This window comes from Kosakonia arachidis, assembly GCF_900116535.1.
In the GTDB taxonomy this organism is placed as follows: domain Bacteria; phylum Pseudomonadota; class Gammaproteobacteria; order Enterobacterales; family Enterobacteriaceae; genus Kosakonia; species Kosakonia arachidis.
In genome coordinates, this window is sequence record NZ_FPAU01000005.1 from 112,976 (window position 1) to 132,153 (window position 19,178).

21 protein-coding genes are annotated in these 19,178 nt (G+C 51.2%); 6 read left to right on the forward strand and 15 right to left on the reverse strand.

The features are described from left to right. The first annotated feature begins 106 nt into the window (after nt 1–106). On the forward strand, nt 107–748 hold the full coding sequence (pyrE, locus tag BM427_RS18630) for an orotate phosphoribosyltransferase (RefSeq protein WP_090124023.1): 642 nt from the start codon (nt 107–109) through the stop codon (nt 746–748). 204 nt (nt 749–952) lie between these two features. Here pyrE and slmA read toward each other — a convergent pair whose 3' ends face one another. The 3 genes from slmA to coaBC form a co-directional block, all read right to left on the reverse strand. Next, nucleotides 953–1,549 carry a nucleoid occlusion factor SlmA gene (gene slmA / locus BM427_RS18635; protein WP_090124027.1) on the reverse strand — a complete coding sequence of 199 codons (597 nt, stop codon included), beginning with the start codon at nt 1,547–1,549 and terminating at the stop codon, nt 953–955. A 124-nt stretch (nt 1,550–1,673) separates the two neighbouring features. After that, nucleotides 1,674–2,132: a dUTP diphosphatase gene (dut, locus tag BM427_RS18640; RefSeq protein WP_167518547.1), complete on the reverse strand. Its 459-nt coding sequence runs from the start codon at nt 2,130–2,132 to the stop codon at nt 1,674–1,676. After that, nucleotides 2,110–3,324 carry a bifunctional phosphopantothenoylcysteine decarboxylase/phosphopantothenate--cysteine ligase CoaBC gene (coaBC, locus tag BM427_RS18645; protein WP_090124030.1) on the reverse strand — a complete coding sequence of 405 codons (1,215 nt, stop codon included), beginning with the start codon at nt 3,322–3,324 and terminating at the stop codon, nt 2,110–2,112. Before coaBC ends, dut begins: the two co-directional genes overlap by 23 nt. A 170-nt stretch (nt 3,325–3,494) precedes the next feature. Here coaBC and radC point away from each other — a divergent pair, with 170 nt between their 5' ends. The 4 genes from radC (at nt 3,495) to mutM (ending at nt 5,811) form a co-directional block, all read left to right on the forward strand. Further along, complete coding sequence (gene radC, locus BM427_RS18650) at nt 3,495–4,163, forward strand: RadC family protein (protein WP_090124031.1); 669 nt, start codon at nt 3,495–3,497, stop codon at nt 4,161–4,163. Between the two features lie 339 nt (nt 4,164–4,502). After that, on the forward strand, nt 4,503–4,739 hold the full coding sequence (rpmB, locus tag BM427_RS18655) for a 50S ribosomal protein L28 (protein WP_002436699.1): 237 nt from the start codon (nt 4,503–4,505) through the stop codon (nt 4,737–4,739). Nucleotides 4,740–4,759: 20 nt separating this feature from the next. Continuing rightward, nucleotides 4,760–4,927 carry a 50S ribosomal protein L33 gene (gene rpmG / locus BM427_RS18660; RefSeq protein WP_003024094.1) on the forward strand — a complete coding sequence of 56 codons (168 nt, stop codon included), beginning with the start codon at nt 4,760–4,762 and terminating at the stop codon, nt 4,925–4,927. Between the two features lie 74 nt (nt 4,928–5,001). Then, nucleotides 5,002–5,811 carry a bifunctional DNA-formamidopyrimidine glycosylase/DNA-(apurinic or apyrimidinic site) lyase gene (mutM, locus tag BM427_RS18665; protein WP_090124034.1) on the forward strand — a complete coding sequence of 270 codons (810 nt, stop codon included), beginning with the start codon at nt 5,002–5,004 and terminating at the stop codon, nt 5,809–5,811. Between the two features lie 63 nt (nt 5,812–5,874). Here the strand turns inward: mutM and coaD are convergent, their stop codons facing one another. From coaD to rfaQ, 7 genes are all read right to left on the reverse strand, one after another. Continuing rightward, on the reverse strand, nt 5,875–6,357 hold the full coding sequence (gene coaD / locus BM427_RS18670; protein ID WP_090124047.1) for a pantetheine-phosphate adenylyltransferase: 483 nt from the start codon (nt 6,355–6,357) through the stop codon (nt 5,875–5,877). A gap of 3 nt (nt 6,358–6,360) precedes the next feature. Further along, the gene (locus tag BM427_RS18675; RefSeq protein ID WP_090124050.1) at nt 6,361–7,131 is read right to left on the reverse strand and encodes a glycosyltransferase family 2 protein; all 771 of its coding nucleotides are present in this window, start codon (nt 7,129–7,131) and stop codon (nt 6,361–6,363) included. Beyond that, a complete protein-coding gene (gene waaA / locus BM427_RS18680; RefSeq protein WP_090124051.1) occupies nt 7,131–8,405 on the reverse strand; it encodes a lipid IV(A) 3-deoxy-D-manno-octulosonic acid transferase in 1,275 nt (424 codons plus the stop codon). Before waaA ends, BM427_RS18675 begins: the two co-directional genes overlap by 1 nt. Before the next feature lie 67 nt (nt 8,406–8,472). After that, a complete protein-coding gene (locus tag BM427_RS18685; RefSeq protein ID WP_090124053.1) occupies nt 8,473–9,462 on the reverse strand; it encodes a glycosyltransferase in 990 nt (329 codons plus the stop codon). Between the two features lie 11 nt (nt 9,463–9,473). Next, entirely contained in the window at nt 9,474–10,577 is a 1,104-nt protein-coding gene (locus BM427_RS18690) for a glycosyltransferase (protein WP_090124055.1), read from the reverse strand. Between the two features lies 1 nt (nt 10,578). Continuing rightward, nucleotides 10,579–11,706, reverse strand: a complete 1,128-nt coding sequence (locus BM427_RS18695) for a glycosyltransferase family 4 protein (protein ID WP_090124057.1) — start codon at nt 11,704–11,706, stop codon at nt 10,579–10,581. Then, nucleotides 11,703–12,770: a putative lipopolysaccharide heptosyltransferase III gene (rfaQ, locus tag BM427_RS18700; protein WP_090124059.1), complete on the reverse strand. Its 1,068-nt coding sequence runs from the start codon at nt 12,768–12,770 to the stop codon at nt 11,703–11,705. Before rfaQ ends, BM427_RS18695 begins: the two co-directional genes overlap by 4 nt. Nucleotides 12,771–12,923: 153 nt before the next feature. On the opposite strand from rfaQ, the gene BM427_RS18705 reads away from it, so the two are divergent. Continuing rightward, nucleotides 12,924–13,877 (forward strand): polysaccharide deacetylase family protein, encoded by a 954-nt coding sequence (locus BM427_RS18705; RefSeq protein ID WP_090124062.1) that lies wholly within the window; start codon nt 12,924–12,926, stop codon nt 13,875–13,877. A gap of 48 nt (nt 13,878–13,925) precedes the next feature. Here BM427_RS18705 and BM427_RS18710 read toward each other — a convergent pair whose 3' ends face one another. The 5 genes from BM427_RS18710 to rfaF are packed head-to-tail and all read right to left on the reverse strand — an operon-like array spanning nt 13,926 to nt 19,178. Then, a complete protein-coding gene (locus BM427_RS18710) occupies nt 13,926–15,134 on the reverse strand; it encodes an O-antigen ligase family protein (RefSeq protein ID WP_090124064.1) in 1,209 nt (402 codons plus the stop codon). Then, nucleotides 15,122–16,030: a glycosyltransferase family 2 protein gene (locus tag BM427_RS18715; protein WP_090124067.1), complete on the reverse strand. Its 909-nt coding sequence runs from the start codon at nt 16,028–16,030 to the stop codon at nt 15,122–15,124. Before BM427_RS18715 ends, BM427_RS18710 begins: the two co-directional genes overlap by 13 nt. A gap of 4 nt (nt 16,031–16,034) precedes the next feature. Beyond that, complete coding sequence (locus tag BM427_RS18720; protein WP_090124070.1) at nt 16,035–17,144, reverse strand: glycosyltransferase family 9 protein; 1,110 nt, start codon at nt 17,142–17,144, stop codon at nt 16,035–16,037. 3 nt (nt 17,145–17,147) lie between these two features. Further along, entirely contained in the window at nt 17,148–18,128 is a 981-nt protein-coding gene (gene rfaC, locus BM427_RS18725; RefSeq protein WP_090124073.1) for a lipopolysaccharide heptosyltransferase RfaC, read from the reverse strand. 3 nt (nt 18,129–18,131) lie between these two features. Further along, nucleotides 18,132–19,178: an ADP-heptose--LPS heptosyltransferase RfaF gene (gene rfaF, locus BM427_RS18730; protein WP_090124076.1), complete on the reverse strand. Its 1,047-nt coding sequence runs from the start codon at nt 19,176–19,178 to the stop codon at nt 18,132–18,134.

Consider the following 19,178-nt stretch of genomic DNA (forward strand, 5'->3'; position numbering starts at 1 on the left):
CTTCACGCAGCCTCTTTGTTGGCCGCAGTCTCTGGTTGCCTTCGCGATGCTACGCGAACTATTTTGCGTAATCTGTAAATTGAAAAGTGAGATGAGGAGCGAATCCATGAAAGCGTATCAGCGTCAGTTTATTGAATTTGCGCTTAATAAGCAGGTACTGAAGTTTGGCGAATTCACGCTGAAATCCGGGCGTAAAAGCCCCTATTTCTTCAACGCCGGGCTGTTTAATACCGGGCGTGATCTGGCTCTGTTAGGCCGTTTTTACGCCGAAGCGTTGGTGGATTCCGGGATTGATTTCGACCTGCTGTTTGGCCCGGCTTATAAGGGTATTCCGATTGCAACTACCACCGCAGTGGCGCTTGCGGAGCATCATGAACGCGATGTGCCGTACTGCTTTAACCGTAAAGAAGCGAAAGATCACGGTGAAGGCGGCAATCTGGTCGGCAGCGTGTTACAGGGCCGTGTGATGCTGGTGGATGACGTCATCACAGCGGGCACTGCTATCCGCGAGTCGATGGAAATTATCCAGGCCAACGGCGCGACGCTAGCTGGCGTGCTGATTTCGCTGGATCGTCAGGAGCGCGGCCGCGCTGATATCTCCGCGATTCAGGAAGTGGAACGTGATTACGGCTGCAAAGTGATTTCAATTATCACACTGAAAGATTTGATTGCATATCTGGAAGAGAAGCCGGAGATGGCCGATCACCTGGCTGCGGTTCGCGCATATCGCGAACAGTACGGCGTGTAACCTTAATGCCCGGCAGGAAACGCCCTGCCGGGCGTGGGTCATCACCGTTTTGTGCTCTGCGTGTTCACATAGAGTGAATAAACTGAAGTGCTAAAGGCCATAAACAGGCGAGTTCAGCGGTTTTTCGTCAATGCTGTCGGTTATCGCCGTTTCACAGATTGCCGGAAAGTGAGAATGCAGCCACAAAGGCTGCATAAAAAGAGATTATTGCAATTGTGCGGCAAGCAGTGGCCAGCGAGCGTCAAAATCGTCGGTTGGGCTGTATTTAAATTCACTGCGCACATAGCGCGACAACATCCCTTCACAAAACGCCAGCAGCTGGCTTGCCAGCAGCGTTTCGTCAGTGGCATAGGCCTCGCCTTCACGCATTTTGCGTTCGCGCAGGACTTGGCGCAGTTGCGCTTCAATACGTTCGAATAGCTGGTTAATGCGCCCTTGCAGGCGATCCTGCTCAAACATCAGCGCGTGGCCAGTTATAATGCGCGTTAAGCCAGGGTTACGCTCGCCGAAGCCGAGGATTAGCTGCACAATCAGGCGCAGGCGTGTGGTAGTGTCTTTCTCATCCTTTAAAATCAGGTTGATGCGGCTGATCAGGCTATCCTCGATAAACTCTATCAGGCTATCAAACATGCGCGTTTTACTGGGGAAATGACGGTACAGTGCGGCTTCGGAAACGCCAACGGAAGCAGCCAGTTTCGCGGTAGTAATACGCTGGCTTCCATCGCTGGATTCCAGCATCAGCGCCAGAGACTGAAGTATTTCCTCGCGACGATTCCTTTTCGCAGTTTGTTTTTCTGCCATGTTCTAAAATACCCCTGAAAATAAACACTTGTCAGGCGAGCGACCACACGGCGACCGCAAACAATGTGCGTTTGCGGTGATGTTATCGCGTTATTTCGCCGTGTGATGCGTTAAATAGAGCGGTTTACTGACGCCCGGAATGGCCAAAGCCGCCTTCGCCGCGTTCAGTCGCGTCGAACTCTTCCACCAGATTAAATTCTGCCTGAACAACCGGCACAAACACCATTTGCGCGATGCGCTCGCCCGGAACAATAGTGAAGCGGTCTTGGCCGCGGTTCCAGACGGAAACCATTAGTTGCCCCTGATAATCCGAGTCAATCAGACCAACCAGATTACCCAGCACCACGCCATGCTTATGCCCCAGTCCTGAACGCGGCAGGATAACCGCAGCGAGCGACGGATCGGCAATATGGATTGCCAGACCGGTTGGCAGCAACGTTGTTGCGCCTGGCGCCAGCTCTACGGCGTCGTCGAGACAGGCGCGCAGGTCAAGTCCGGCGGAGCCGGAGGTGGCATAAGTCGGTAGCGGAAATTGCTTGCCGACACGCGGGTCCAGAATCTTAACGTCGATTTTTTTCATCATAAAGGGTAACGATCTCGTCCAGTAATTGGTGTCCCAGAAGTTCTTTGCGTTCCAGCGGCAGACGTTTGTCGCCCTCCTGCCAGAAAAGATGTAGTGCATTGTTGTCGCTATTAAACCCTTGATCTAAATGAGAAACATCGTTAGCACAAATCAGATCAAGGTTTTTACGGGCGCGTTTCTGCCGGGCATATTCTTCCACATTATTTGTTTCGGCGGCAAATCCCACGACAAAGGGGCGATGGGCAGAAAGTGCGGCAACGCCAGCGATGATATCCGGGTTTTTTACCATTTTTATCGTGATTTCATCGCCTTGTTTTTTAATTTTCTCTTCCGCCACGCTGGCCGCGCGGTAATCAGCGACGGCGGCGCAGCCGATAAAAATGTGCTGTTGCTGTGCGCTACGCTGCACGGCTGCTTCCATCTCCAGCGCGGTGGTGACATTGATGCGTTGCACCAGCGCTGGCGTTGGCAATGTGACCGGACCTGCAACCAGCGTGACGTTTGCACCGCGGCTGGCGGCGGCGGCTGCAATGGCGAAGCCCATCTTACCGGAACTGAGATTAGTAATGTAACGCACCGGATCCAACGGCTCTCGGGTTGGGCCGGCGGTAATCATGATGTTCAGATGTTGCAGATCTTTGACAGGCGAAAAATACGCGGCTGCCATATCGACGATCGTCAGCGGATCCAGCATGCGGCCAGGGCCAACATCGCCACAGGCCTGACTGCCGCTGTCCGGTCCCCACAGCAGCAGACCGCGTGAGGCCAGCACCTGCAAATTATGCTGGGTTGCTGCAGCTCTATACATTTGCTGGTTCATTGCTGGCACTACCGCGACAGGTGAAGGAGTGGCGAGGCAAATCGTGGAAACCAGGTCGTTAGCCATTCCGGCGACGACGCGGGCAATCAAATCGGCAGTGGCGGGTGCCAGAATCACCAGATCGGCCCATTTACCGAGTTCAATATGGCCCATTGCCGCTTCGGCTGCTGGATCGAGCAGGCTGTCGGAAACCGGATTCCCGGAAACGGCTTGCAGGCTAAGCGGGGTAATGAAGGCTTTGGCACCTTCAGTCATTACCACGCGAACTTCTGCGCCGCGATCGCGCAAACGGCGCACCAGCTCAGGCGCTTTGTAAGCCGCAATGCCGCCGCTTACGCCGAGGACAATTTTTTTACCCGCCAGACTGATCATGATTCTTTCCTGTTGGATTTCACCAGAAGTTGGGCATTTTATCACAATCCTGATGTTGTCGTGCTTTTGCCCGCAGAGCACTTTGCGAGGTGCTACGCAGGCTTTGACATTGGCTATCGAAGGAGGGAGCGTGGAATGGCAACATAAACGTGGGATCGGGAGGAGGAAATATGGACATTGTTTTGACACCCCAGAAGCCGCGCGAAAAGATGATGCAGTATGGCATTGAGACATTATCAGATGTGGAGTTATTGGCGCTTTTTCTGCGCACCGGAACGCGAGGAAAGTGTGTAATAACCCTTGCCCGCGAACTGCTGAAGCAATTTGGTTCGCTTTATACCTTGCTCTCTTCCGAGCTGGAAGATTTTCGGGATGTGCACGGAATCGGCGTGGCGAAATATGCACAGTTAAGAGGCATCGGCGAGCTGGCCCGCCGTTACTATAATGCGCGCCTGCTGGAAGAGAGCTCGCTGCTAAATCCTGATATGACACGCGAATTCCTGCAGAGTCAGTTAGCGGGAGAAGATCGCGAGATCTTTATGGTGATCCTGATGGACAACCAGAACCGGATACTGAAGCACTGCCGGTTGTTTAGCGGCACCATTAACCATGTCGAAGTGCATCCGCGGGAAATTCTGCGTGAAGCGTTAAAAGTGAATGCAGCCGCCGTGATCCTCGCGCATAATCACCCTTCAGGTAACGCTGAGCCAAGCAAGGCGGATAAGCAAATCACTGAGCGAGTGATAAAATGCTGCCAGTTCATGGACATCCGTGTGCTTGATCACCTGGTCGTTGGTCGCGGAGAATGCGTTTCGTTTGCAGAACGCGGCTGGATTTAAGTCATTTTAGGCGATCCACGGGGATCTTTGTCTGTTCGGGACTTGAGCACACCGCCGACTCAGCGTATACTACGCCACCTTTGAGAATCTCGGGTTTGGCATTTGGGCCTGGCAATCGAGAGTTCACTTAGACACTAAATCCTTCAAGTTGCGTCAGGGCGGCAAGAGAGTGAATCCCTGTGAACGTACATAAGTACGTGAGCTGGATAAGCGAGCGCAGCCAACGCAGAGGCAGCCGGAAGGATGACGTGTAGAACTGCGATGACCGGGCTGTAAAGCCTGACGAGGCGCCGATACCCCATACGAAGCTCGAGCTAATTTGATTTTTGGAGAATAGACATGTCCCGAGTCTGCCAAGTTACTGGCAAGCGTCCGGTGACCGGTAACAACCGTTCCCACGCACTGAACGCGACTAAACGCCGTTTCCTGCCGAACCTGCACTCTCACCGTTTCTGGGTTGAGAGCGAAAAGCGTTTTGTCACCCTGCGTGTATCTGCTAAAGGTATGCGTGTAATTGATAAGAAAGGCATCGATACAGTTCTGTCTGAACTGCGTGCCCGTGGCGAAAAGTACTAAGTACTTAGAGGATATAAATCATGGCTAAAGGTATTCGTGAGAAAATCAAGCTGGTTTCTTCCGCTGGTACTGGTCACTTCTATACCACCACGAAGAACAAACGTACTAAGCCGGAAAAACTGGAACTGAAAAAATTTGATCCAGTTGTCCGTCAGCACGTGCTGTACAAAGAAGCTAAAATCAAATAATTTTAGTCTTCTTCCACAAAAACCCCGCACTGTCGGGGTTTTTGCATTTCTGATAACCCGCAAGCGGAGATGAGATGCCTGAATTACCCGAAGTAGAAACCAGCCGCCGGGGTATCGAACCACACCTGGTTGGCGAAACCATTCTTCATGCAGTGGTACGCAACGGGCGATTACGCTGGCCGGTTTCCGATGAGATCCACGCCCTGAGCGATAAACCGGTGCTGAGTGTTCAGCGTCGCGCGAAATACCTGCTGTTGGAGTTGCCTGATGGCTGGATCATCATCCATTTGGGTATGTCCGGCAGCTTACGCATCCTTCCTCATGAGCTTCCTGCTGAAAAGCATGACCATGTTGATCTGGTGATGAGCAACGGCAAAGTGCTGCGCTACACCGATCCTCGTCGCTTTGGTGCATGGCTGTGGACCAAAGAGCTGGAAGGCCACAATGTGCTGGCCCACCTTGGTCCTGAACCGTTAAGCGAAGCCTTTAATGCCGATTATTTGCAGCAGAAGTGCGCAAAGAAAAAAACGTCCATCAAGCCCTGGTTAATGGATAACAAGCTGGTGGTTGGTGTAGGAAACATCTATGCCAGCGAATCGCTGTTCGCCGCCGGGATCCATCCGGATCGCCTGGCCTCTTCGCTTTCACATCAGGAATGTGAAATTCTGGTGCGGGTGATCAAAGCTGTGCTGCTGCGTTCCATTGAACAGGGTGGAACTACGCTAAAAGATTTTCTGCAAAGCGACGGGAAACCTGGCTATTTTGCGCAGGAGCTACAGGTGTACGGGCGGGAAGGGGAACCTTGTCGCGTTTGCGGTACACCGGTTGTGGCCGCCAGGCACGCACAGCGCTCAACGTTTTACTGTCGCCGCTGCCAGAAATAAGCCGGATAGCGGCTCTGGTTTTCCGCCATACCGGTGTTGCCAGGCCTGATAAGCGAAGCACTATCAGGCAGTAAGCTTCTCCAGCAGCGCCTTGTGCACGTTCGGCGGCAGGAAGTGAGCAACATCGCCCTGATGGCGCGCCACTTCTTTCACCAGCGATGAGGAGATAAACGACCACTCTTTCGACGGCATCAGAAACACGCTTTCCAGTTCCGGCATCAGATGGCGGTTCATATGCGCCAGCTGCATTTCGTATTCAAAATCTGCAACGGCACGCAGACCGCGGATCAGAATATTTGCCTGCTGTGCACGGGCAAAGTTCGCCATCAAATCACTGAACCCTACTACCGTAACGTTTGGCAAATGCGCCGTCGCTGATTGCGCCAGTGCCACTCGCTCATCAAGACTGAACATCGGTTTCTTGCCTGGACTGGCGGCGATAGCCAGCACGACCTCGGTAAACATGGCTGCGGCGCGAGTCACGATATCAATGTGGCCATTGGTGATCGGATCGAAAGTACCGGGATAAATCGCTTTTGTACTCATCGCTTATTCTTTCTCTGAATAACCGTGGTTCAGCGCCCACAGCTCGGTGTATTTATTAAACGTATACTGTGCATTAACCACCGCCAGCAACCAGCCTTGTTTGCCGTCTAGCACGCCGCCACGCAGTAGCAACGTTTTTGTGAATGCGCCCAAAGTATGAGCGAAAATACCCGGTAGTGAGGTTTTTTTCCCGCGCTGATGGCGTTCCTGCGCCCACGCCGTGGCGTAATTGAGCTGCTTGCGCTGGAAGCTGGCGAAATCACGGCAGGTCAGATGCAGTAAATCACCGCTCAGGGCGATTATCTGCGCCTGTGGCGCATCGAGTGACTCATGAACGCGGTTAGCGTTGTACTGGTAACGTTCACGTTCGTACAGGCGCGTGACGCGATCCGGATACCAGCCACTGTGGCGCATAAAACGCCCGAGAAAATAATTGCGACGCGCAATGCTGTAAACTGCACCGGGCTGCGGCGCAGCCAGCGCCTGACGCAGTTGTTCTGCCAGCTCAGGGGTTACGCGCTCGTCGGTGTCAATCATCAGAATATAGTCACCACTGGCATAACGCTGGGCAATTTGACGCTGAATGCCATAGCCCTGCCAGTCGGTATGGCTGAAGACTTTAGCGCCAGCGCGGCTGGCAATGCCGGGGGTGTCGTCGCGGCTGCCCGAATCCAGCAGCACGATTTCATCCGCCCAGGCCACGGACGCAAGGCAATCGGGCAGCAGATCCGCCGCATCTTTGGCGATCATCACCACCGACAAACGTCTGGACATTAATGGCTCCGCTGAGGCAAATACGGTTGCAGGAGTTGTAGCAGACGCGCCAGCGCGCCCTGGTTCTGGTGCAGAACCTCAACGGCATGGCGACCGTACCATAAGCGGTAGTCTTCATCCGTCAGCAGTGTGGAAACTTCTTTCACCAGCGAATCCACACCTGTCACAGTGATCAGCCCTTCCGCTTCCTGCAGACGTGCACAAATGTCTTTGAAGTTAAAGGTATGTGGCCCCATCAATACCGGAATGGCATGGGCCGCGGGTTCCAGAGGATTATGACCACCGCGCTCAACCAGGCTACCGCCGACGAAAGCAATATCGGCAATACCGTACAGCAGCATCAGTTCGCCCATGGTATCGCCAATAACCACCTGGGTGCTGCCGGATGGGATCTCGCCTGAGCTGCGCAGGGTATAGCTGAACCCGGCTTTTTGCGTCATGTTGCGCGCATCCGGGAAACGCTCAGGATGGCGAGGTACCAGGATCAGCAGCAAATCGGGGAACGTTTCCAACAGCTTGCGGTGTACCTGTAAAATGACTGCTTCTTCACCTTCGTGCGTACTAGTGGCAATCCATACTTGACGGCGCGGTGCCCATTGGCGGCGCAGCGTCACGGCGCGCGCGGCAAGCTCAGGTGTAACAGAAATATCGAACTTCAGGCTGCCGGTAACGCTCAACTGGTTGCGTTTGAGCCCAAGTTGCAGGAAACGGTCACCATCTTCCTGGTTTTGTGCGGCAATCAAGGTGATTTTGCTGAGCAAACGACGCATCGCTTTACCCAACCGGGCATAGCCTTTCGCCGAGCGCCCGGAAAGGCGCGCGTTAGCAATCACCAGTGGAATTTGCCGGGCATGAAGGGCAGAAATCATATTCGGCCATAGCTCGGTTTCCATTACGATCACCAGCTTCGGGCGCACGGTATTCAGGAAACGCTTCATGGCGCACGGCAGATCGTAGGGCAAATAAACGTGATGAACGTCTTTACCAAAGGCGGACATCACGCGTTCCGAACCAGTTGGCGTCATGGTGGTGACGGTGATCGGTAATGCGGGGTAGCGATGACGCAGCGCGCGCACCAGGGGGATGGCCGCCAGGGTTTCGCCTACGGAGACGGAATGCAACAAAATACCGTCCGGCTTCACTTTGTTACGACAAAATCCATAACGTTCAGCCCAGCGTTTACGGTAAGCAGGGGCTTTGCGGCTGCGAATTAATAATCGCAACCACACCAGAGGCTGTATTAAGTAAAGCAGGGTGGTATACAACAATTCCAAGCGACTATCCGTTTTTTTAAGATTCGGCGGGCAAATTCTAAGCATTTAGGACAGCTAAAGCTATACCTTATGCCAGATACCTTTTGAGACGGAAGTAGCGGCGGCCAAGGCGCCAGCGCAAACGTGGACTTTTTGCGCTTTTCCAGATGAGCTTCCAGATACCTTTCTCGAAAAACTCGCGAATGATCATCGCCTTCTTGCTTTCATCCTTCATGGTATCAAAGGTATGGATGATGCCGAGCCCTTCTTTGGCTATCTGCCAGTAACATGCCGGTATATCTTTAACTTTATCCGCATAGCGCTGATTAATTGCATCCAGCATTTGCAGGATTTTCATGTAGTGACGCGCCGAGCGAATCAGCGTGTCGTCCGTGTCCGGCATGTGCGAAACGGACGCTGAGTGGATGTAGTAATCGTAAAATTGTTCACTGGTATATTGCACACGCCCAGCAGCGAGCAGGACTTCCGTTGTCCAGGGAATATCCTGGTGGCGAAGACCCGGTTCGAAATGAAAGTTATGCTGACGGATGAAATCGTGTCGATAGATATTCAGCCAGGTAACATGCAGGAATTTACGCGAATCCAGAGCCTGTTTAAGCCATGCCGGGCCAGCCTGAACCCCCGTTGATTGTAACTTTTCAGGCGGAAAAATCGGACGGGTAGGTTTTTTGTCGTTTTCCCAGACATAGTTACCGTTACAGGTCGCAACATCCAGATTTCCCGTGTTGGCCATATCAAGCAGGCGCTGATACATACCGGGTTTGAAAACGTCATCAATATCCGGAAAAGAAAGATATTTTCCCTTTGCGCAGGCCAGCCCGGAATTGCGGGCAACCGAAACACCCTGATTTTCTTGCTCAATAACCTGCAACTGCGGTAGTCGATCGCGCCATTGCTCCACGATCTGCATCGATCTGTCCGTGGAACCATCATTGACAATGATCACTTCCATGCTGTCGATTTTTTGTGCGACGAGGCAAGTGAAAAACTGGTCGAGGAACGCTTCGCCGTTATAGACGGCAACCACTACGCTTAACATAGGCGCTGAAATTTGCATAAGAAACCTGATTACTTATTATTTTCCGCCAGCGCAAGATACTGCTGGCAAATCGCATGGATACCGTAGGATGAAATTGTCTCGCCATCTATTCCCTGGGAATGATTGGCATACATATCGGATAACGTTTTTGCCAGCGACTCGTCGGTCAGGTCGCTAAGGCCGCGAGCAAGTGGCCCCGTCAGAATCTCTGCTGGCCCACCTGGGCAGTTAGTGCTAACCGGTGGCGTCTGGCAGATAATCGCCTCGACCAGAACATTACCAAATCCTTCGCAGTCCGAGCTTAACACTAAGAGGCGGGCACCTTTGATCCAGGGATAGGGATTCGCTACAAATGGATGAAACACAACCCTGTTAGCGATTCCAAGACTTTCTGCAAGCGCCTTTAACTGCGCGATTTTTGCTTCTGAGCCGTTACCCATCATCACTAAAGGCACCTCGATTTTGCTAAGCGCATAAGCGCGCAGCAAGCGGTCGTGCCTTTTCTGTTCGTGGAAGCGCCCAACGTGAATCAGGTAGTCCTGCCCCTGCATTTCAAATGGCTGCCCGGCCAGTTCCTGGATAGCCTTGACATCGAAGGGGTTATGGATGACTGCACTGCGACGCAGAGGAATTGCCAGCGTATCGGAAAGATCGTGCAGCACGGCTGACGAGACCGCCACTATATTGCGGTTTTCGTAGATGTGCCGCATCTTCAGATGCTTAAACCAGCGGGAAAATCCACGGCGGTGGCAAAGATAGGAAAATGAGAACATGCCGTGAATACAAAACCAGACTTTGTCGCGATCAAGCACGCGGCTGTGGGCGACAATACGGTCGGTTTTATGCAGATGGGAAAAAACGATATCAAATTTTCCACTACGTTCTGCCGTAATAATCGCTTCATCTAACAGTTTTGCCCGACGCGTGATCTCTGTAAGCTTGCGCCAGGGCTTTTTGCATTTATCCTGGATTACCTGGAACTCCACACCTTCAGGAATGGGGTAATCGCACTCTTTACGCAGTGAGAAAAGCGAGACCTGGTGTCCCATTTCCACCAGGCCGCTGGAGAGCGTGAGGACGGTTTTTTCCGCGCCTCCACCGGGTAAGCCATCAATAATCATCAGGATACGCATATTAATCCAGAATATTTTGATAAAGCGAAATTAGCTGGCTTGACAGCTTTCCTGGGGTTGAATCCTTAACCTTATCGCGGGCTTTCATGCCCATGTCATTGCTCTTTTCCAGTGATGGAATGGCCATCACAGCCTCTCTTAACCTGCCGATATCAAGGGCATCACAAAAGAAACCATTACTTCCTTGTTCTATAAATTCCGCGCCACCGCAGCTATCTGACGTGATGACGGGTAAACCACATGCCATCGCTTCCAGAATGACGTTTGGGAAAGGATCATACAACGTTGGTAGCAACAGACCATCGGAAAGTTGATAAAAAGGCAACGTCTCTTTTTGCATACCCATGAACCGGATCTGTTCTTTACAGCCCAGTGACTGTGCAAGCGCCTGATAACGTTTTTCTGCTTTATCCTGGCCTATGACTATCAGATAAGCCGGTGTACCCGCTATCGACTCGATCGCTGCAGCGAGGCCTTTTCGTTCAAAGCCCGAGCCCACAAAACAAAAAACAGTGGCACTAGCAGGAAGCCCATACTGCTGGCGCAACGCTGCACGCTGCGCGTTCTCCGCCGGAATGAAACGGCTGGAATCTATTGAATTATAAATGACGTGTATCTTTTTTGCGTCAACGGCAAAGTCTTCGACGATTTCTCGCTTAATCATTTCCGCATTGCAGATAACCGCTTTCAGCTCTGGCGATTGATACATCTCGCGTTCGGCGCTCATGACATAGCGGTGATAGCGGTCATGCATCAGCATTTTTGCACGCCAATTGGGAAGAATACGCGAACGCTGCTGCAGCCACCGCTGATGCACGCCGTCGCCGGCGCGATAAATATCGCAACCCGCGATACGTTCGTGACTCTGAACAATATCAAATTGCTGCTCCTGCCAGAGCGCACGCGCAGCGTTAGCAAAGCCTCTTTCCCGGCTAATTCGTCCCCATTTGGCGGGATTGCAAATATGGATGTGCCAGTCATCCTGACGCTCTCCTTGCCACTCTCGGGTGATGACGTTTAGCTCCAGATTTTGATTACCAAGAGCCATCAGCGCACGGGAGACAAAGCGCTCCGCACCACCATCAGGGCGATATTTTTGACGAACAATAGCCAGACGGTGGCGCTTCATGCCAGATACCTCTTCGCTGCATCGACAACTGCATCAACGGGGATGGCGTCGAGATAACGTTCACTGGTTTTGGTATCAACGGCGTCAGGGTCGGGAAGCGGTCCAAAATTACCTGCCCAGATCACTTCGCCATTGACCTGCCAGGGCGACCAGAAAGTGAGTTTTGACGGGCCGAAAAGCGCAACGCAGGGCGTTTGCAACGCAGCAGCCATATGCATGGGAACAGAATCGACACCGATAAACAGGTCGGCATGGTCAATAAGCGACGCAAGCTGGCGCAACGAGAGCTCGCCTGCAAGTGAGATAACACCGGTCTGCGGCGATGCGCGGAGGATCCTGTCAACCATCGACAACTCTTTTTTATCCGGTCCAGCGGTCAACACAATGGTATGGCCTTCCTGCTGCAACGCTGTGATAGTTTGCGCCATTTTGTTTTCATCCCAACATTTGAAGAACCAGCGCGATGTCGGCTGAATGACGATATAGCGATCGCCAATGCCTTGTGCTGTCAGCTTTTGTCGGGCGAAATTCCAGTCATCCGCGCTGTAACTCATCGTCACTGTTGAGACGGGAGGAACCGATAAGGGAGAAAGAATGGATAAATTCTGTTCAACGGTATGCAACACATTGTGGTTTGCAACGGAAACCAGTCCGGTATGACAAAAGCGCCAGAAGGCATTTTTACGTTTATTGAAGCCGAAGCCAAGACGAACCGGGGCGCCGGTAAAGCGAGTCACAATGGCGCTGCGCCATTGATCGGCAAGGTTTATCACCAGATGATATTGGCGGGCTCTGAGCGCGCGCAGTAACTGCCACTCTTTTTGCAAATGTTTGAGCGTACCAAGTTGCTTCCATTTGCGATCAATACCATAAATCGTATTAATCGCCGGGTGCGCTGCCAGCATGTCGCGTGTTTCTTCGTACAGTAGGACATCAATTTGTGCATCCGGTAAGCTCTGGCGAAGCGAGTTTATCACTGGAGTCGTCAGCAACATGTCGCCATGATGACGAAGTTTAATCAATAAAATGCGTAAATCAGGCGTATTAAGTATGTTATTCATCATCGTCTTATTGGCAACAACCTTCCTGTAATTCTAATAGACCTGATGTTGTCTTGCACTCTTTCTCCATGCCGTCAGGATTTTATCTCTAAGTGTTTACTCATCGTGATGAGAGTGCGTAACATAGCACTGACTTTTATTTTACCTGGGCTAAATATGGATAAACCGGCATTTATCATCACGATTGATACAGAGGGGGATAACCTCTGGCAAAATCGCCGTGAGATCAAAACGGAGAATGCGCGGTATCTGGCACGTTTTCAGGCATTGTGTGAGCGTTTCGGGTTTAAACCCGTTTGGCTAACCAATTATGAAATGGCAACCGATCCGGTGTTTGTTGAGTTCGCAAAAGATGTCATTGCCCGAGGGGAAGGGGAGGTTGGCATGCACCTTCATGCATGGAATAGCCCCCCTGATCATGATTTAACGGGTGATGACTGGCGCTGGCAGCCCTATCTGATTGAGTATCCCTCGGCAGTATTGCGTGAAAAAGTCTGTTTTATGACGCAGTTACTTGAGGATACCTTCAGCACCAAAATGTTGAGTCACCGCGCCGGACGTTGGGCATTTGACAGCCGCTACGCGAAATTGCTAATCGAACTGGGCTACCTGGTCGATTGTTCGGTTACACCTCGTGTTAACTGGCGTAATGCGAAAGGCGCACCGCAAGGTTCTGGCGGTACGGATTACCAGCATTTTCCGCAGCACGCTTATTTCCTTGATGTAGAAGATATTTCTAAGCCCGGAACCAGTTCATTGCTTGAGGTTCCGATGAGCATTCAATACAAACATTCCGCATGGCTCAACGCGATTAAGCAGAGCTACGATCGGTTGCGTGGCAAATACCGTTCGCCTTCGGTGAACTGGCTACGCCCTTCCGGCGGGAATACCGCACAGATGATTGATGTTGCGCAAAAATGTCTGGCGCAAGGGAATGGATACGTCGAGTTTATGCTGCATTCATCGGAATTTATGCCGGGCGGCAGCCCAACCTTTAAGGATGAAGCCGCTATTGAGGGGTTATACCGGGATCTAGAAGAGCTGTTTGAGTGGCTCGCTGCCAGAACACAAGGTATGACGCTGGCCGGGTTTTATCAGCAGCAGAAATAAATAATGCCCGATTTATGGAGTTAATCCATTATCGGGCATTTTTTATCGTCACGCTTTCTTTCGAGAAAAGAATGTGGCCAGCGCAAAGACGGTCATAAAGAATAGCACCGCCTCCGAACTGAGGAGGATGACGTCAGTCATTCCGTACAGAAGCAAAAGCAGCACTGTCGCCAGCAACAGCCCATTATTATTGCGGATGGCGTAAGAAATCACCGAAATAAAGAAAAACAATAGCAGCAGCAGCCCGGGGATACCCTGAAGCGAGTATTTCTCGATAAATTCATTGTGCAAATGAATCCTGATGTATTGCAACGAGGCCGCGAGGTGTGGATGCCCCTCTTTGACGTAATTTTGCGACCAGGTTTCACGGCTCTCGATGGATTGCCCCAACGGATGTGCAAGGCCATTTTGTACGCCAATAATCCACATGGAGAAACGTGCGCCAAGTGAAGTACTATCCTGGCCTTTCTGATAATCCTCAATTTCAAATTGCGTTTGTGCAATCTTAGGCGCGATCAGCGGCTTATAGCTGACGACAAAAATACCTGCCACGATGCAGCAAAAAATCACCATAGATTTAAGATGGATTTTGCGGAAATGGTAAAGTGTCAGCACAATGGCCAGAATTAAATACAGTCCCATAGCCGCTCGGGTACCGCTCAGCAGAATAATGAACCAGGAAAGCAAAATAGTAATGCCAGCCAGCACGTAGAGTTTTACACTTTGCTGCAAATAGAGGCTATAAACGAAGGCCAACGAAAGAACGGAATACACATAGGCGGACACGGTGGGGCGATCAATCGCCATCATAACACGCTCCACTCCCTGAGAGGCTTGCCATAAGCCCTCACCCGTTGCCAACGTAAAACCTGTAGCTGTAGCGATCAGAAAATATTTCTGGAAGTTCTCTTTAGTTATGTAGCACTTAAATCTGTCAATATAGAAAACTAACAAGCTTGCCAGGATCAGCTTCTTGCTGGTGCCAAGGTAGGCGTTATATTGGTTAATGCCTTCCGTCTGGTACTCATAAATGAAATACCATACCAAGTTTAACACGCCGAGAAGTAAAATTGGTAGTGCGATACTAAAAGGACGATGAGAAATTCTTTTTGATTCAAAAAGTAAGCCAATAATACTGGCGTATACGGCAATATAAAAGCATTGTCTCTGCATGCCTGAATTGACCAGAGCAAGTGCCACCGAGGCAAATACTAAAACAAGTGTTAACTGATAAAGCCGTAATCTTACTTTTTCCATAATGCCTTAATGACCCTTTTTTTATAGCTAAAGCGAACATCGCCGGACAGATAAAATGAAAGCGAATAAAGCTCACTGACGCGCTGCTTGACTATAAGCAGCTGCTTATCAGTAAGATATTTTTTATGATTACTGTAAATATCAAACCAGTGGCAATTAACCAGGTGCCGGAATTGCCGCGGAAAGGTTTTTTCCATCTGTAACGTACACTCAATAAGCGGCGCGATTTTGCTGGCGCTCAGGGTGCTGGAGAGGCTATCGTTACTTTTAATGTAATAATAATATCCCTGATGCTGATAAAATATTTTCTTAGCTTGCATCAACATTCCGGGAAATACAGCAAAATCTTCGTAACAAATCATTGAAGGTATGGGATTACTGTTATAGAGCTCTCGCCGTATAAACTGCCCAATAAGATGCGCCTGAAAATCTTTATGGAGCAGAAAACGTCGCACAGCATCATGGGTTGATAACGGTATCGGGTTGAAACCCTGCCACGCGGTAGAAATTTTGCGGGCATCGCGGATCTCAAGCAGATGCGTCAACAGCATATCTGGCTGCTGTGCTTTGAGGAAATTCACGGCATCACGCAGACTATTTGGTTTTAGCTGGTCATCACTATCGAGCATCGTGATGTATTCGCCTGTGGCCAGGGAAACGGCATTGTTACGTACCTGGCCGACGTTGCGGTAGCTTACCTGACGGCTAGTCACGTGCGGTAATTTATCTTTCCACGCATCAATAATGGTTTGTGTCGCATCTTCTGAGCTGTCATTAAAGATAATAACTTCAAGCTCTTTAGTGCAGGTATCGATGGCTGCCAGCAGGCTTTCAAGGGTCGCGGTAAGTGTTTTTTCAGCATTATGCGCTGCGATGATAACGCTAAGAAAAGCCATAGAATCAGTTACCTTGTGCGTTGCGGACATTGAGTAATACGCTGGCTTGGGGTAATTCACGAATGAATTGTTCAATCTGATCAAGCGAGGTATCGGTAACGGCAAATAACGCCTCTCGATCCTGTGAAAAATGGTATTTTGTTTCAAAGACATAAGAGCAAATATTCTTATCGTCACCAATCAAAAGGGTCTTGCCTAAGGGGCGTTGTTCGTAATGGCAACATGGCCCAAACAGCATAACGACCGGAACATTAACTGCATCGGCGATATAAATATTGCCCGAATCCGAAGCGATATAGCAGTCCATTTTGGAAATAGCCCAGGGCAATTCTTCAAGTGAGACTTTACCTATCATATTAACAAAATGGGGGAAATGGCCGTAGGCTGCGGTTATGTCATCCATCCACGACTGCTCATCCGGTGTCCCAAATACGTAAAACACGCAGGGCAGCGTTGCCAGGCAATCAACAATACGTTTCCAGATAACCGGAGGAACCGTTTTGGCATTGTTACCTGCGGAAATGCTGATACCGATACGAATGACGCCCGGTTTATCGAGGATCTCCGGATAGACGGCCGGTCTGAAAAGCGGTTTAGTCGCGTGCTTGGGAGACATCTGCCAGGAAAGTGAACGGTCAGCCAGGTGCAAATAATTGGTTACGGACAACGTCTTTTTTCCGTGATCGACGATGCCATGTGCCGTTGCATAGAAGACCCCGTGATACCACTTGCGCGCATAGGTACTGATAAATTGCTTATTACTGGCATTACAAACAGCGGCAAAGAACAGATTTACGCTATTCGGTTGCAGCAGATAGACATTGTCGTAGCGATTCATGATATGACAGGCAAAACTGAGCTTTTGCCACAGATTGCGTTTGCGCTGCTCAATAAAAAAAGCTGTTTCAATGGTCTCATCATGCTTTGCCAACATGCTCACGCTTCGGCTTATCAGTACATCACTTTTCTGCAGGTACGCCAGTAAGGGTGTCACGTTAACAAAATCGCCAATTTTAGCTGTTTGAATGACCAGATTACGCCCGGTTTTCTTACGGAATAGCTTACCGATGGTTTTAATCGGCAGTAATAAAATCAGCAGAAAAATATAACTCATTGATTAGGCATCTCTATCGCACAGTGGATGGTGGTTCTGAAGAAACGTGAAAATTTCATCCGCTGTTATATCTCTCATCCGCCCGGTCGGGCTTACCACCTGATGCTGATTTTTACCGTATCCGCCAATTAGCCCCGGATCGGTTGGACCAAACAGTGTGATATTTGGGCGATCGAGCGCGGCTGTTAAATGGCTCAGCCCCGTATCGACGGAAACGACAGTCTGCGCACCGGCAAGTTGTGCCGCAACCTGCGCCAGCGAAAGTTTAGGCAAAACTTCAACATGATCAAAGCCTGCCGCTATGCGCTCCGCGCGTTGGCGTTCATGTTCCGCGCCCCATGGCAGTTTAATATGGATACCGGTTGGTTGCATTAATTCGAGCAGTTCACGCCAGCGGCCTTCCGGCCAGTGCTTATCATCGCGTGTGGTGGCGTGCAAAAAGATGGCGTACGGCGGATGCGTCGTATCGGCCATTGCAAAATGGCGCGCAATCGCATAGTCGCCCTGGGTTTGCGGTTTTGTGTAACCGAGGCTTTTGGCAAACAACTCGCGGATACGTTCCACCGCATGTTGCTGTTTTGCAATATGGTGACGACGATTGTAAAACAGGCTTGCCAGCGGCTCGCGTGCGCTGCTCCAGTCCAGCCCGTGTTTCACTCCGTGCGCCAACCGGGTGACCAGCGCGGCGCTTTTCACCAATCCTTGCGCATCAATGATGGCATCGTAACGTTCGGCCTGCACGGCTTCGCGGAAGGCTTTGCGCTCCGCCGCTATGGGCGCGGAAAACCAGGTTTTACGCCAGCGGCGGATTGCCACCGGAATGACGTGATCAACGGCGGCATGCCAGGAAGGGATCTGTGCAAATCCCTCTTCGACCACCCAGTCAAAGCGGACCTCAGGAATTGCCTGCATGGCATCTGTCAGCGCAGGCAAGGTATGCAGCACATCACCCATCGAAGAGGTTTTCACGATCAATACCCGCATCGGTTATCCTTCCGCATCCAGCAGTAGTGCATTTAACTCTTCCAGTACGCGTTGTGGCGTAATGTCGATCAGGCTCTGATGATAGCCTTCGGCAGCATCGCCTTTACGCACTTTGTGATAACCAGAAATCAGACGGATGACACGCGCTTTATGCGACAACGGAGGGGTGAAATCCGGGCTGCTTGGACCGTACAGCGCCACCAGCGGGCGGTTGAGCGCGGCGGCGACGTGCATCAGACCAGAGTCGTTGGAGACGACGGCTTTGCAGGCGGCGATCAACACTACGGCTTGCTCCAACTGGGTTTCCCCGGCCAGATTGCGGCACCAGGCTTGTTGCTCAATACTCAGCGCGGCGAGGATCTCGTTGCCCGCTTCATGGTCTTTCGCGGAACCGAACAGCACCACCTGATAACCTTCATCAATCAACTGCTTTGCCAGTTCCGCATAGTGATAGTGCGGCCAGCGCTTGGCGGGGCCGAACTCTGCACCGGGGCAAAAGCCAATCATCGGGCGTTCTGCTGAGAGGGCAAACGTGGCACAGATTTGTGATTTTTCCCCTTCATTGACCTGCAACTGCGGCCACAGTAACGGCTGTGGCAGATCTTTCGCCGACGCCATGACGCCTTTGTCATAGGCAAGTGCTACGTAGCGTTCGACCATCAACGGCCAGGCTTGCTTATCCAGTACTCGTGCATCGTTCAGCAGACCATAACGCATCTCGCCACGCCAGCCGGTACGATGAGGGATTCTGGCAAAAAAAGGAACCAGTGCCGATTTAAAGGAGTTTGGCAGGACGTATGCCCGGTCATAGTGTTTTTCCCGCAGGCTATGGCCCAGCTTGCGGCGCTCGCCAATTCCCAGCGTTCCGTGGCCTAACGGCATCGGGATCGCTTCGTTGACTTCCGGCATTCGTGATAAAAGAGGACGGCACCACGCGGGTGCCATCACATCGATTATCGCCTGGGGAAAGCGCGCTTTGAGCGTGCGATAGAGACTTTGCGACATCATCATGTCGCCTACCCATGACGGGCCAATCACCAAAATTTTCAT

Excerpts from the sequence above, each read along its gene's own strand:
- pyrE (WP_090124023.1), top strand. The coding sequence starts at position 107 with ATGAAAGCGTATCAGCGTCAGTTTATTGAATTTGCGCTTAATAAGCAG.
- slmA (WP_090124027.1), bottom strand. The coding sequence starts at position 1,549 with ATGGCAGAAAAACAAACTGCGAAAAGGAATCGTCGCGAGGAAATACTT.
- dut (WP_167518547.1), bottom strand. The coding sequence starts at position 2,132 with ATGATGAAAAAAATCGACGTTAAGATTCTGGACCCGCGTGTCGGCAAG.
- coaBC (WP_090124030.1), bottom strand. The coding sequence starts at position 3,324 with ATGATCAGTCTGGCGGGTAAAAAAATTGTCCTCGGCGTAAGCGGCGGC.
- radC (WP_090124031.1), top strand. The coding sequence starts at position 3,495 with ATGGACATTGTTTTGACACCCCAGAAGCCGCGCGAAAAGATGATGCAG.
- rpmB (WP_002436699.1), top strand. The coding sequence starts at position 4,503 with ATGTCCCGAGTCTGCCAAGTTACTGGCAAGCGTCCGGTGACCGGTAAC.
- rpmG (WP_003024094.1), top strand. The coding sequence starts at position 4,760 with ATGGCTAAAGGTATTCGTGAGAAAATCAAGCTGGTTTCTTCCGCTGGT.
- mutM (WP_090124034.1), top strand. The coding sequence starts at position 5,002 with ATGCCTGAATTACCCGAAGTAGAAACCAGCCGCCGGGGTATCGAACCA.
- coaD (WP_090124047.1), bottom strand. The coding sequence starts at position 6,357 with ATGAGTACAAAAGCGATTTATCCCGGTACTTTCGATCCGATCACCAAT.
- BM427_RS18675 (WP_090124050.1), bottom strand. The coding sequence starts at position 7,131 with ATGTCCAGACGTTTGTCGGTGGTGATGATCGCCAAAGATGCGGCGGAT.
- BM427_RS18685 (WP_090124053.1), bottom strand. The coding sequence starts at position 9,462 with ATGCAAATTTCAGCGCCTATGTTAAGCGTAGTGGTTGCCGTCTATAAC.
- BM427_RS18690 (WP_090124055.1), bottom strand. The coding sequence starts at position 10,577 with ATGCGTATCCTGATGATTATTGATGGCTTACCCGGTGGAGGCGCGGAA.
- BM427_RS18695 (WP_090124057.1), bottom strand. The coding sequence starts at position 11,706 with ATGAAGCGCCACCGTCTGGCTATTGTTCGTCAAAAATATCGCCCTGAT.
- rfaQ (WP_090124059.1), bottom strand. The coding sequence starts at position 12,770 with ATGATGAATAACATACTTAATACGCCTGATTTACGCATTTTATTGATT.
- BM427_RS18705 (WP_090124062.1), top strand. The coding sequence starts at position 12,924 with ATGGATAAACCGGCATTTATCATCACGATTGATACAGAGGGGGATAAC.
- BM427_RS18710 (WP_090124064.1), bottom strand. The coding sequence starts at position 15,134 with ATGGAAAAAGTAAGATTACGGCTTTATCAGTTAACACTTGTTTTAGTA.
- BM427_RS18715 (WP_090124067.1), bottom strand. The coding sequence starts at position 16,030 with ATGGCTTTTCTTAGCGTTATCATCGCAGCGCATAATGCTGAAAAAACA.
- BM427_RS18720 (WP_090124070.1), bottom strand. The coding sequence starts at position 17,144 with ATGAGTTATATTTTTCTGCTGATTTTATTACTGCCGATTAAAACCATC.
- rfaC (WP_090124073.1), bottom strand. The coding sequence starts at position 18,128 with ATGCGGGTATTGATCGTGAAAACCTCTTCGATGGGTGATGTGCTGCAT.
- rfaF (WP_090124076.1), bottom strand. The coding sequence starts at position 19,178 with ATGAAAATTTTGGTGATTGGCCCGTCATGGGTAGGCGACATGATGATG.